General features: G+C 63.1%; 12 protein-coding genes. 4 read left to right on the top strand and 8 right to left on the bottom strand.

All coding sequences use genetic code 11. The features are described 5' to 3' along the window. The first annotated feature begins 27 nt into the window (after positions 1 to 27). Together ACK4R0_RS01830 and ACK4R0_RS01825 are read left to right on the top strand one after the other, a co-directional pair. Complete coding sequence (locus tag ACK4R0_RS01830; RefSeq protein ID WP_409669348.1) at positions 28 to 1,212, top strand: hypothetical protein; 1,185 nt, start codon at positions 28 to 30, stop codon at positions 1,210 to 1,212. A 16-nt stretch (positions 1,213 to 1,228) separates the two neighbouring features. Continuing rightward, positions 1,229 to 2,215 carry a phosphotransferase family protein gene (locus ACK4R0_RS01825; RefSeq protein ID WP_409669345.1) on the top strand — a complete coding sequence of 329 codons (987 nt, stop codon included), beginning with the start codon at positions 1,229 to 1,231 and terminating at the stop codon, positions 2,213 to 2,215. Positions 2,216 to 2,262: 47 nt separating this feature from the next. Here ACK4R0_RS01825 and ACK4R0_RS01820 read toward each other — a convergent pair whose 3' ends face one another. From ACK4R0_RS01820 to ACK4R0_RS01805, 4 genes are read right to left on the bottom strand one after another with little or no spacing between them, the layout of a single operon-like run. Continuing rightward, positions 2,263 to 2,661: a hypothetical protein gene (locus tag ACK4R0_RS01820; protein ID WP_409669342.1), complete on the bottom strand. Its 399-nt coding sequence runs from the start codon at positions 2,659 to 2,661 to the stop codon at positions 2,263 to 2,265. Further along, positions 2,658 to 4,388, bottom strand: a complete 1,731-nt coding sequence (locus tag ACK4R0_RS01815; RefSeq protein ID WP_409669340.1) for a pyruvate, phosphate dikinase — start codon at positions 4,386 to 4,388, stop codon at positions 2,658 to 2,660. Before ACK4R0_RS01815 ends, ACK4R0_RS01820 begins: the two co-directional genes overlap by 4 nt. Beyond that, entirely contained in the window at positions 4,385 to 4,987 is a 603-nt protein-coding gene (locus ACK4R0_RS01810; protein WP_409669337.1) for a hypothetical protein, read from the bottom strand. Before ACK4R0_RS01810 ends, ACK4R0_RS01815 begins: the two co-directional genes overlap by 4 nt. A 3-nt stretch (positions 4,988 to 4,990) precedes the next feature. Further along, positions 4,991 to 5,743, bottom strand: a complete 753-nt coding sequence (locus ACK4R0_RS01805) for a PEP-utilizing enzyme (protein ID WP_409669335.1) — start codon at positions 5,741 to 5,743, stop codon at positions 4,991 to 4,993. A gap of 153 nt (positions 5,744 to 5,896) precedes the next feature. Between ACK4R0_RS01805 and surE the strand changes: the two genes are divergently transcribed. Next, positions 5,897 to 6,676 carry a 5'/3'-nucleotidase SurE gene (surE, locus tag ACK4R0_RS01800; protein ID WP_409669332.1) on the top strand — a complete coding sequence of 260 codons (780 nt, stop codon included), beginning with the start codon at positions 5,897 to 5,899 and terminating at the stop codon, positions 6,674 to 6,676. Between the two features lies 1 nt (position 6,677). Further along, positions 6,678 to 7,334, top strand: coding sequence for a GntR family transcriptional regulator (locus ACK4R0_RS01795; RefSeq protein ID WP_409669330.1), 657 nt, complete (start codon positions 6,678 to 6,680; stop codon positions 7,332 to 7,334). Here the strand turns inward: ACK4R0_RS01795 and ACK4R0_RS01790 are convergent. The 4 genes from ACK4R0_RS01790 to ACK4R0_RS01775 are packed head-to-tail and all read right to left on the bottom strand — an operon-like array spanning position 7,326 to position 12,939. Next, positions 7,326 to 8,561 carry a thiolase family protein gene (locus ACK4R0_RS01790; RefSeq protein WP_409669327.1) on the bottom strand — a complete coding sequence of 412 codons (1,236 nt, stop codon included), beginning with the start codon at positions 8,559 to 8,561 and terminating at the stop codon, positions 7,326 to 7,328. The two genes, ACK4R0_RS01795 and ACK4R0_RS01790, sit on opposite strands and share 9 nt — an antisense overlap. Beyond that, complete coding sequence (locus tag ACK4R0_RS01785) at positions 8,561 to 10,099, bottom strand: class I adenylate-forming enzyme family protein (RefSeq protein WP_409669324.1); 1,539 nt, start codon at positions 10,097 to 10,099, stop codon at positions 8,561 to 8,563. The genes ACK4R0_RS01790 and ACK4R0_RS01785 overlap by 1 nt, the downstream gene beginning before the upstream one ends. Positions 10,100 to 10,109: 10 nt before the next feature. Next, entirely contained in the window at positions 10,110 to 11,567 is a 1,458-nt protein-coding gene (locus ACK4R0_RS01780) for a pyruvate carboxylase (RefSeq protein ID WP_409669321.1), read from the bottom strand. 4 nt (positions 11,568 to 11,571) lie between these two features. Then, a complete protein-coding gene (locus ACK4R0_RS01775) occupies positions 11,572 to 12,939 on the bottom strand; it encodes an acetyl/propionyl/methylcrotonyl-CoA carboxylase subunit alpha (RefSeq protein WP_409669318.1) in 1,368 nt (455 codons plus the stop codon).

The raw sequence follows: 12,939 nt of genomic DNA, 5'->3' as shown, positions 1-12,939 counted from the left end.
TTTGAGAATACAACCCTGGAGAGAGATATGAGAAATTTTGCCCGCAACGAAATGGACGATATCGGCCAGCTGATCGGGCTCGACGAACTGTTGAACCACCAGATCGTCGACACCTTCGCCTCGACCGCAACCTCCGAGCAGAGCTGGACCGAAAAGATCTGGTCGGCGATGGTCCGCAAGGACGGCACGCTGGCGATCGACTTCGGCCTAGGGCGCTACCACAACCGCGGCGTCATGGACGGCTGGGCCGCCGTTTCGCGCGGCAGCCAGCAGTGGACCGTCCGGGCGAGCCGTGAATTGCGCGATGACCCGACGATCACCGAGGTCGGCCCGATCCACTACGAGATAATCGAGCCACTGCACAGCGTGCGCTACCGGCTTGACCGCAATGATATCCAGCCCATCGCCTACGACGTGACCTTCACCTCGAAAATGCCGCCGTTCTTCGAGGACCGTCACAAGCAACGCGAAAAGGACGGGTTCCGCATCGGCTCCGATGTCATCCGCTATCACCAGATCGGCGTGCCCTCGGGGTGGGTCGAGATCGAGGGCGAGCGCATCGAGATCAACCCCGATGAGTGGACCGAATATCGTGACCATAGCTGGGGCACGCGGCTTGATGTCGGAGCACACAACCCCGACGTGCGCCCGACCGCCGACTTTGGCGACGTCAAGTTCGGCGAAGGCGAATTCATGCTGGTGTGGAGCCCGTTCATGCTGGTGCAGCCCAATGGCGAAAGCTACGCCTACCACTTCTATTATATGGCCAAACAAGGGCGGATCTTCTATTCGTCGGGCTATTGCAACCACCCCGATGGACGCCAGGAAAAGGTCGCTCGGGTTCGTCCGGAACTCAAATATGATGACCAGACGCGGCGACTGCTCGGCGGGCGCGTGCATTTCGACATGATGCAGGGCGGCACCCGGACAGTCGAGGTCGAGGTCATGGGAACCTCGGGAGTGCACCTCGGCCCTGGCCTGTATCTGGGCTTTGACGGAAAGAAGCACGGGTCATGGAAAGGCCCGCTGGAGGTCGATGGCGAGATGTTTGCGGACACGATGGATATCGAGACCCTGCGTCGTATACGCCAGCTGCGCGATTGCCCCATTCGCGTCACCGAAGGCGATGCGGTGGGCTATGGCATAATGGAGACGATCATCCACGGCGCGCACCCCGATCTGGGTCTGACCGCGGCCAGTTCGCTGATCTGACCAGGAGGGTATGAACATGCTGGGCAGAGACACTCAGATGCTGGCGGAAGGCCTACGCGGCTACCTGCCGCGCGGATCGGCGATCACGGGCGTCAAGACGCTCTCGGCGGGCCATTCGAACGAAACCTATCTGGTCGAGGGGCTCAACGAAATCCTTCGAATGCCGCCATCGGAAGAGGGGCTTCTGCCCCCTTATGACATGGCACGGCAGCACGCGATCCTGTTAGCGGTGAAGTCCAATACCGACAGCGTACCGTTACCGTCTATGCTGGAACTGTGCACCGACCCCGATGTCATCGGCGATGAATTCTTCCTGATGGAGTGCGTGCAGGGAGAGGCTTTCGAATATGTCACGCCCGATTGGGTCAAGGCAGATCCCGTTGCCGTGCCCGACAGCATCTGCCGGCAGTGGTTCGATGCGCTGATCGGTCTTCACAACATGCCCGTAAACGCGATGCCGCCCGGTGGACGCAGCATCCAGCAGGAGGCGCAGCATTGGCTGGACGTCGCATGCGGCGCAGAGGCGACGAAGGACCTGATCGATGTACTGGCCAGCCTCGCCACCAATCCGCCACGCCCCTCAGGCGCGGCAACACCGGTGCATGGCGACCCCAAGCACGGCAACTGCCTGTGGCAGGACGGCCGGCTGACGGCGTTTCTCGATTGGGAAATGTCGCAGGTTTCAGAACCGCTGCTGGACCTGGGCTATGTGCTGATGTTCCACGATCAGGGCGAAGCGTCGCTAGCCGATGCAGGATTTGAACAGCCCGGCTGGTGGTCGCCGGATAAGATGGTTGCCGAATGGGAACAGGGCACGGGGCGAACCGCAGTCGATGTGGCCCGCTACACCGTTCTGGGGCAGGCAAAGGTCGCCGCGATCATTGCGCTCGGCGCGCATCTGTTCACCAGTGGAAAGACAGCGGATGCCCGGTTCCAAGCGTTCGGAGCGGTTCTGCCTGCCTATACCAAATTGCTGGTCAAGCGGGCGATGGCGGCGGGGTGAAAAATTCGCGGCTGCGCTGCCGTGCTCAGGGTGGAGCAGCCGCGCATTCAGCCATCCACGGTCAGTATGACATCACCGAATTCTATTAGGGCACCCGGTAACGCCTGCGCAGCCTGAACGGTGCCAGCAGCATCGGCGGTGAGCGCGATTTCCTCATCCAGCAGAGCGATCCGCGCGATCGTCGTGCCGTGTTCCACAACGTCGCCTTCCGCCGCCGTCCAGATCAGCGTGGCAACATGCGGAGCGGTCAATTGCCATGTCGTGGCAATGTGCGTCACGCCATCGGCAGCGGGCGCAATCCGCGCTGTCGCTATCATGGGATTGGCCCCGCCGCCATCGCGCGCGATGAACACGCTGACGTCACCGGACCGGACGTAAAGATCGCGGTAGGATGATTGCACGAACATCCGCATCAGCGCGCGGGTATCACTGACGAGCGTGCTCATGCGCCAGACTCCAGTGTTGCCAGCAAAGCGGGAAGGACAGGATCGGTGATAATAGTGTGGACCCCAAGCCGTGCCGCCAGCCGCGCCGTTTCCGGATTGGCAAATATGGCACCGCGCACGGCGTCAAGCCCGGCAATCTGATCTTGCAGCCGATCTACTTCGCCGCCCGCCAACTGCTCGTCGATGTCGGCGATACCTGCGATGTCCACGTTATCTTTCGCACTCAAGACAGTCAGACCGCTGCGCTGTCGCGCCCATTCGGTAAGGCGCGCAAGTGCAGGATCGGCGCGCTCGTCGGGAGCCAGCACCGGAAGCGCGCCTGGATAGACCACGCCGCCGCTGCCATCGACGGTCACTACGGATCCTGGCGTGATCGCATGACCTGCGCCGACGCCGACAATGCACGGACGACCAAGCGCGCGGCTGACGACCGCAGCATGCGAGGTCGATCCGCCTTGTTCGGTGATGATCCCGCGGGCAGCGATCATGCCGTGAATATCGTCTGGGCTGGTCGTCGCGCGCAGCAGGATGATGTCTTCGCCATCCGATGCCCTGCGATCAGCCTCGTCAGGATCGGTCACGACGATACCGCTGGCCACGCCAGGGCACGCCCCCTCGCCCTTGCCGAGCACCGCAAGCGCATCGGTCGCACCGTCGGCCAGCTTGGGCCGCAGCAGCGTTGCCACCTGCTCAGCGCTGACCCGGGTTAACGCGGTGGCCTCGTCGATCATGCCCTCGGCGACCATATCCACCGCAGCGCGCACTGCTGCATCGGGCGCGCGCTTGGCAGAGCGGGCCTGCAGCAGATAGAGCTTGCCCGACTGAACGGTAAATTCGATGTCTTGCATGTCGCCGTGCTCCCGCTCGAGCAGTTCGGTCGCATGCAGCAGCGCGGCATGGGCAGCCGGATCAAGACCTTGCATCGCATCGAGCGACAGCGGGGTAAATTTGCCCGACACCACATCCTCGCCCTGCGCCCGGGGCAGATATTCTCCATATGGCTTGCGTTCGCCGGTCAATGGATTGCGGCTGAAAATGACTCCGGTTCCGCTTTGCGCATCGAGATTACCGAACACCATCGCCTGGATGGTGACCGCCGTCGAAAGATCGTGCGGTATGCCATTATGATCGCGGTAACGGCGGGCGCGCCTTGAGTTCCAGCTCTCAAACACCGCGCGTACGGCGCCTGTAAGGCACTCTTGCGGACTGGTCGGCAGCCCTGCGGTTTGCGCGCGCCATTTCGCAGGATCTGCCGCCGAGTCGAGTTCGACCGGCATCTTCATTACGATGGCGGCATAGAGCTCGAGAAACCGCCGATGGGTGTCGCGCGCGAACGCGGGCATCCCGGTTTCTGCCGCCAACGCCGCTTCGGCCGCAGCATCGATCCCCAGATTGAGCACCGTGTCCATCATGCCGGGCATGGAGATCGCCGCGCCCGATCGCACGGAAAGCAGCAAGGGTTTGTCACCGTGGCCGAAAGTGCGCCCGGTTTCGCGTTCGAGCCACGCAAGGCCTGCTGCGATCTCGGCTTCAAGGCCGGCGGGGAAATCTCCGCTGTCCAGAAAGGCCAGGCATGCGCCCGTGCTGATTACGAAGGCAGGCGGCACAGACAGGCCCAGCGCAGTCATCCGCGCGATCGACCACGCCTTGCCGCCGATCAGCGCCTTGTCGGGCAGCGTGCTGCCATCGAGCCGGATCGCCCAATCGCTTTGAGTCACGACGGTCATTCCTCGCGCACCTGGCCCATGATCCGCAACAGATCCTCGTGCAGTTCGAACCACACCGTGTGATAGCTCTCGCGGCGGATATCGCTGACCCATTCGACGTCCCCGTCCTCGGCAAATTCGAGCGCGGCGAGCAGCTTCTCGGAATAGACCGCAAGCCGTGGCAGATGCGATGCCATCCGCGCGAGCAGAGGCTCGACAATCTCGTGTACTTGGCCCAGCCGGTCGATCACGACATCGTCATGGCCCTTGTCGCTGTGATCGTTGGCAACCTTTTCACCGCCGATGTCGAGCGTCTGCCAGTCGGTGATGACCTGCTTGAGCGTCTTGTTGACCCGTTCGAAGGCGTCGTAAGCGCTGACAAAGGCAGCATTGCCCCGCAGGTCGGCAAAGTGACGGCGATAGCGTGCTTCGAGTGCGACCCGCGCCAGCGGGGTCAGCGCATATCCCCCCTTGGCTTCGATCGCACGGCTCGTGGCGACGGCGTTGTCGAGCGCCGCCTTGGTCTGCGCAGCGTCCATCGCCATCAGCCCGGCAATGGCATCGGCAGGCGCATGCCGCTTGATGGCCAGCCCATGAAAGACAAGGTCCCGTTGGTCCATGGCTCAAGCCTCCCCTTCGCGGCGATGGCGCCAGACACGCGCAATCCGGCGGGTGCCCAACTGGTAGTCCTCGGTCGTTTTGGCATCAGCGCTCGATTCGATTGTCACGACATCGCCGTCCTCGATCCCTGCGATCTTGGCGTTCATCACGCACGGGATGTTGTACTCACGCGTAAGGATGCCGAGGTGCGATCGGACGGTGCCTCCAGCGCAGATCACTGCTGCAAACTGTTCGATGATCGGCGCTGTCAGGGTGCCGCCCGAATCGTCGATGATCGCAACCGTGCCCGGCGGTACGCCGTTGGTCAGATAATCGAGGACGCGGCTGTTGCTGCGGATGAAGCGCGCGGTGCCGCTCATGTCCGAGCCATGGCGCACCACATTGTCGCCCTCGCCGCACAGTGCCCGGCCGTCCGCGTCCATCGGTTGCTGGGGGGCTTCGGGGTGCGAGAAGCTGGCATCGCCATTTTCCGATCCCGCCTCAAGCGGCTTGTATATCTCGGGCCGCTCACTCGCCGAAATGCTGGCGGACCAGTCGAAGCGATGGCCGCTGTCCAGAATGGCGCGCTCAACGGCGGAAAAATCATCCTTGGTAACCAGCGTGTCGGCAACCTGCAGACTGAAGTCGGACCAAGACAGGCCGGATTCGGCATATTTCTGCCGGACAATGTCGTGGGTCAGCGCGAGTACGGCCTCGACCAGAGGCGAGGCAGGCGGCGCAACATGGCGCAATCCATCAATCGGCAATTCAGCCACGAAACACCCTCTCATCATCGTTTTAATGTGGCCGATTTGTGAACCAGCCCAGCGGCACTGTCAAGCGTGACGGATGAAATCGTCGGACGATATTGACGGGTCCTGCGGCGTCGGATAAGCCCTGATCAACAACCAAGCGCACAGGAGAGCCTCGTGGCAAAGATCGATAACCCGCGTGTACTCATCGTCAATGACGACGGTATAGACGGACCTGGTATCGTTCTGCTGGAGGAAATCACCCGCCAGTTCACCGACGACATATGGGTGGTTGCGCCTGATCAGGAACGCTCCGGCGCGGGACATTCGCTATCTCTCTCACTTCCGATCCGAATCAAGGAACGCGACAGCCGCCACTTTGCGCTGAACGGCACGCCGACCGATTGCGCGCTCCTGGGCATCTATGAGCTGATGGGCGACAAAAGACCCGATTTCGTCCTCTCCGGCATCAATCGCGGCCCCAATCTGGCGGAGGATATCACCTATTCGGGCACGGCGTCCGCCGCGATGGAAGGGGCGATGCTGGGCATCCCGGCGATCGCGCTGAGCCAGGTGATCACCTATCAGGGCGAAATTCACTGGAACACAGCGCGCAAATATCTGCCGCAAGTGCTCGAAAAACTGTTTGCGATGGACTGGCGACCAGGAATGTTCGTCAACGTCAACTTCCCCAATTGTCCGCCCGATGCAGTCACGGGCGTTCTTGCGACGCGGCAGGGGATGCGGCCCCCCGGCGCGTTTCAGCCGATCCGGCGGGTCGATGAACGGCACGTGCCCTATTACTGGATTAAGATCGCATTCCCCGATGGCGGTGAGCAGGACGGCAACGATCTGGCGGCGGTCACCAACAATGCCGTATCGGTCACCCCGCTGCAGCTGGATATGACCGCACACGACCTCTTGCCCGCCTTCGCGCAAGCATTCCCGGCTGATTGAGATGGCCGCGGACGCACTTGGCACCGCCGAATCCGTCGCGCAAGCTATCCGCAACGGAATAAAGACCGGTCAGTTCGTGCCCGGCCAGCATCTAGTGGAAGTCGCGCTGACCCAGCGGTTGCAGGTCAGCCGCAGTTCACTGCGCGAGGCGCTGCGTAACCTGCATGGCGACGGCATCGTCTCGATGAGCCGTTACCGTGGATCGCATATCTGTAGGCTGACACGCAAGGAAGCAGCGGACCTGCTGGAGGTTCTGGAGCAGCTGGTCTGCCTGGCGGCGCGGCGGGCAGCTCTGTTCGAAGGGGAAAAGACCTCGTTGATGGACGCCGCAGTGACCGCGAGCGACCACCAGGTCATTCGCGATCGTCAGGCGTACCTCGGTCTGCGTCAGGCGTTTTACGATACGCTGTTTGCGGTTTCGGCCAATCACGAGCTGCCGCGGGTTGCACCGTTGGGCCGCGCGGACCTGTTTCGTGCCCAGATCCGTCCCTATCAGGCGGCGGACGAACAGCATTCGCATGCCGATGGCTACCGGACGATAGCAGGTGCGGTCATATCTGGCGATGCAGCGCTGGCCGAGCAGTCCGTTCGCAGTCATTTTGCCGGAACACACGCCATGATTGCACGGCTTCCGGATCATGCATTTGCGTCAGACTGACACCGATCGCCGCAGGATGGTGATCGCCGACAAGCCGTCTTCCACGCCGTAAAAGCCGCCCGAGTTCTCTGCCAGCGCAATCCTTGCGCCCGGGACCTGACGCGCACCGGCATCGCCGCGCAGCTGCGTCACCAGTTCCCAGATCTGGCCGAGCCCGGTCGCCCCCAGCGGATGTCCCTTCGAGACCAGTCCGCCCGACGGATTGACCGGAATGCGGCCGCCGATGGACGTCTCGCCTTTTTCGGCATCGGACCCACCCCAACCTTCCGCGCATAGGCCAAGAGCCTCCGTCTGCACGACCTCGCCGAACGAACTGGCATCGTGGACTTCGGCGACGTCGATCTCGTCCGGTCCCACGCCAGCAGCTTCATAAGCGCGCTGTGCGGTGAGCCGGGTGACATGGCGAGCATAGTCATTCGGCGTGCGATCCGATCCGCTCTGCGATTCAACCGTCAGAACATCGACCGCGCGGGCGTCCGGAAACCGCGACAGCAGATCGGTGGCGCAGACAACCGCTGCCGCCGCCCCGTCGCTGATCGGCGCGCACATCGGCACGGTCAACGGCCAACACACCACCGGTGCCGCCATCACCTCATCGACCGTGAACGGATCGCGATATTGCGACAGCGGGTTGGCGACCGAATGCACATGATTCTTGGCCGCCACAGCCGCAATCTGCCGCGCGGTCGTGCCATAAGTCGCCATATGCAGCCGTGCCTGCGCGGCATAGGCCTGCATCATGATATTGGGGCCGGGTCCCTCCAACCCTTCAGGTGCAGGCAACAGCATGCCATCGGTCGCGTCGAGATAGGCCTGAGCGACCAGCGCATCGAGCGGCTGCTGGAACACGGCGAAGCGCTTGTCCCGGTCCTGGCTGTAGAGCTTTTCCACGCCGACCACGAGCGCGACATCGGCAAGTCCTGCGCGCACATAATCGACCGCGACGTGCAGGGCGATGGTCGCGCTGGCGCAGGCTGCCTCGACATGCAGCACGCGCACCCCCTGAATACCCATCGGGCGCAGCGCGTATTCGCCGGGGATCGACATTTCGCCGGCAAAGAAGCCCTGGATGACATTGGCGTAGATCGCCATGCCAAGGTCGCTCGCCTTGGCCCCGGCGTCGGCGAGCGCCTGTGCAACTGCGTGCTGCGACAGTTCGCTATGGGTGCGATCGAGGTGGCGTCCGAAGGAGGTCATTCCCACGCCGATGATGGCGGCACCACGCATTAGATAGCCTTTCCGGCGGCGGCCCAGAACGGCTTGCGCAGTTCTGCCCGCGAAACCTTGCCCGCGTTGGTACGCGGCAGCGCATCGGTGAACTCGATCCGCTTGGGTGTCTTTATCGGACCGAGCAGGCCGCGCGCATGGGCGAGCAAAGCTTCGTCGCCAATATCCCCGCGCCGTTCGACATAGGCGACAACCGCCTCGCCCCATTTATCGTCGGGTACGCCGATCACCGCGCAATCCTGGACCGCATCATGCGCAAGCAGCGCCTGCTCGACTTCGGCCGGGTAGATATTGAACCCGCCCGAAATGATCATGTCCTTCTTGCGATCGACGACATAGAACCAGCCATCGGCATCGCGCACGCCGATATCTCCGGTATGGTGCCAGCCGAATTGCGATACCTCAGCAGTAGCCTCCGGGTTTCGGTAATAGCCCGCCATCACCAATGGCCCGCGCACCACGATCTCACCGCGTTCGCCCGGGGGCAGAATTGTGCCGTCATCGTCCATGATCTCGACGACCGAGAGCAGATTGGGGCGTCCGCAGCTGCCCGGATGGGCCAGGCTGCCGTGTGCATCGAGATGTTCGTGCGGCGGCATCGCAGTGACGCACATCGGTGCTTCGGTCTGGCCGAAGCTGGCATTCATTACCGGGCCGAACACGTCGATAGCTTCCCTTAGCCGGTCCTGCGACATCGGCGCACCGGCATAGGAAATGTATTCGAGGCTTGAGAAGTCGGCATCGCGCACGCCCGGCGCTGCCAATAGCATGTAGACTGCGGTGGGGGGCAGGAACATGTAGGTCACGCGGTGCCGCTCGATTGCCGCGATCACGTCTGCAGGTTCGAACTTGGGCAACACCACCACGGTTCCGCCAAGCGCCATGCTGGCCAGTGCCAGCGGCCCTGCGGCATGCGTCATCGGGGCGGCGACAAGGTTCACCGGCGGGCGCTTCATCGGCATTGAGGCGACCAGTGAACTCACCAGCGCCTGCCAGTTGCCGTTGGTCAGCATGACACCCTTTGAGCGCCCCGTGGTCCCGCCGGTATTGCCCAGAAACGCGAGTTCATCGACCAGACCGGCGCGGCGCTGTGGCGCCTGCGAGCCATCGAGTACCAGTTGGTCCCCCAGATAGAAGTCGGCACCCTCTATGAGCCGGTCGAGCGCGATGAAACGCCGGATGTTGGGGCATTGCGCGCGCAAGGGTGCGATCCGGTCGGCCACGTCGGAATGGATGAACACCGTGTCGATATCGAGCAAATCGAACAGGTAGGCGTTTTCGGCAACGCTGGCGCGGTTGTTTGCCATCGCCCAGACGCCATCGGCGCGCAGAATGCCCAGCACCGCCTCGAACGCTTCGAGTGCGTTGCCGCTGAGGACGGCAGCGTGTGCGCCCGGCGCAAATCCATCGGCGATCAGCATGTTGGCGATGGCATGCGTTCGCGCCGCGACATCGCTGTAGGTTCGCGTTACATCGCCTGCGATCATGCAGGGCCGGTCATGCGCGATCCGTGCCCCGCGATCAAAAAAGTCGATCATCCGCATCGGATCAGCGCCGCATCGTCATATCCAGCGCCGCAGACCGGATCTGCACCAGTGGCGCGGTCGCCAGCTTCATCAATCGCTGAACCTTGTTGAACTCGGGCGATGAAAGCGTCGGATAATCGCGGCGGACCGGCCCTGCGGCCCGCATGCGGTCGATATCGGAGGCCGGCACCAGCGCGCGCAGGATCAGCTCATCGTCGTTGTCGCCAGTGCCGTGCCTGCGCCGCAGTTCATCGGCATCGGGCTGTTCGGGGGGATTGTCGGCAATTTCCCGCGCGCGCGGCATCGCCATGATCTGGTCCAGGACATTGGCATCGATCGGCGCAACCGGGTCGCCATAGAAGCCTGCCGCATATTGGATGACCTCGTCGGGCACAACCGAATAGCGCTTGCCGGTGACGATATTCAGCACCGCCAGCGTCCCCACCAGCTGCGCAAACGGTGTCGCCATGCCGGGGTATCCCAGCTCGCGGCGTACCGCTGCCACCTCGGCCAGAACCTCAGGCAGCTTGTCGAGCATGTTCTGCTGCACAAGCTGGGCGCGCAACGTGCCCATCATGCCGCCGGGGATCTGGTGCTTGAGCGCGGTCACGTCATATTCGAAGTGCTGGTTGACCAGAAAGCCTGCCGCCTTGCCCGTGCGCTCGAAATGATCGGCGACCGGCGCCAGCTTGCTGGTATCGATATTGTGGGTGTGGCCCATGATCTCTACGTTGCGGGTCATGATCTCGATCGAAGGGATCGATGGTCCGTTAGCCATCGGGCGCACCGCAGTGTGCAGCACGGTCACCCCGAACTCGATGGCATCCATGTAGCTCTTGGCCGACTGGCCGAGCATGTTGTTGGCGTGCATTTCGATCGGCTTGCCGCGCGCCTTGGCGACGATGGCAGGCACCAGTGTCGAAATGCGGTCGCGGTCGAGCACGCCACCGGTATCGTAGAGCAGCAGGCTGTCGACCTCGGGCAGCGCAGACAGCTTGTCGGCCTTGTCGGCATAATAGGCATCGTCATGCACCGGCGACATCGTGAACAGCATCGTGCCCGCAACCTGACAGCCATGACCCTTGGCGATCTTCGCCAGCCGGTGCATCTTGTCGATGTTGAACAACACGTCGTACAGCCAGAAACTGCGAAGCCCGTGGACGCACAACCGGTCCACCCACAGGTCCATCAGCACATCGGGCGTGAAGCCGAACGTCACCGATCCATTCGAACGGCACCCGGCGCGCAGCGGCGTGTTGGGCATGGCCCCGACCAGCAGATCGAGCCCGGCCCAGGGGTCTTCTTGACAATGCCGGATCAGCACCTCGAAGAGCGAGGAGCCCGCAAGGCTGATGATGTTATAGCCGGTCTGGTCAATGATCGGTGCCACCGGCAGTGCCATCCCGGCCTGCATCCGCATGCCCCACAGGCTCTGCTGGCCATCGCGCATGGTTTCATCGAGGAAGGTAATATGGGCCATCGGGCTACTCCGCCAGAGCGTTGGGATTGGCGAGCAGCACCTGCTCTAGCCAGCGAGTGTGGAAGGTGTTGGCGATGAAATCGGGATGCCGGGCGATGGCGCGGTGCAGCGCGATCGTTGTCGGTATGCCTTCGACCACGAAGTTCTCCAGCGCGTCGCCCAGCCGGGTGATCGCCTCGGCACGGTTTGCGCCATGAACGATCAGCTTGCCGATCATGCTGTCGTAATAGGGCGGGATGACCGCGCCTTGGGTCATGTGCGAATCCAGCCGGATGCCTTCGCCCTGCGGTGGCTGCCACCGGGTGACGGTGCCAGGGACGGGGATAAAACCGCGCGCGGCATCTTCGGCGTTGATCCGGCATTCGATGGCATGGCCGCTGACCGCGATGTCCTCCTGCCGCATCGAAAGACCGGCGCCGCCTGCAATGCGGATCTGCTCACCGACAAGATCGACCCCGGTTACCATCTCGGTGACGGGATGCTCAACCTGGATACGGGCGTTGACTTCGATGAAATAGACTTCCTGCCGCTGCACATCATACAGGAACTCGGCGGTCCCGGCGTTACGGTAATTGACCGATTTCGCCAGATCGACTGCGGCGCGGTGTAGTTCCGATCGAACGTGATCGGGCATGGCGACGCACGGCGATTCCTCGACGAGCTTCTGGTAACGCCGCTGCACCGAGCAATCGCGCTCCCCGAAATGGACGACATTGCCCAGCCCGTCGCCCATCAGCTGAACCTCGACATGCCGCGCCTCGGGCACGAAGCGCTCCATGAACAAGGTGCCGTCGTTGAACGCAGCCTGTGCCTCGGCGCTGGCCTTGGCAAAGCCCGCCTCGGCCTCGTCGCCGTTGTTGGCGACAACCATGCCGCGACCGCCGCCGCCGGCCGATGCCTTGAGCAGCACTGGATAGCCGATGCGGTCGCCCTCGCGCCGGGCATCGGCTGCGCTGGCGATGCGGTCGCTACCGGGTACCAAAGGTACGCCTGCGGCCCGCGCCATGCTGCGCGCCTGCAGCTTGTCGCCGAGCGCATCGATCATGTCGGGCTCAGGCCCCACGAATGCAACATCGTTCTGCGCGCACAGGCGGGGCAGGATCGAGCGTTCCGACAGAAATCCATAGCCCGGATGCAAGGCATCGCAGCCGCTGGCACGGGCGGCATGCACCACCAGCCGCGGGTCCAGATAGCTGAGCGCCGCCGGGCCCGGCCCCAGAACGATGGCGCGATCCGCCAGCCGCGCCGCTGCGCTGCCGCGATCCGCATCGGAAATTCCGACCACCGTCTCGATATTCTGGGCCTGCGCCGCACGCACGATGCGCAGGGCGATTTCCCCCCGATTGGCGACGAAAAGGCGTGAAACGGCCAT

The sequence above is a fragment of the Blastomonas sp. genome, assembly GCF_046294995.1.
Lineage (GTDB): Bacteria > Pseudomonadota > Alphaproteobacteria > Sphingomonadales > Sphingomonadaceae > Blastomonas.
The sequence above is the reverse complement of the archived record's forward strand: the minus strand, read 5'-3'. Positions and strand labels throughout refer to the sequence as shown.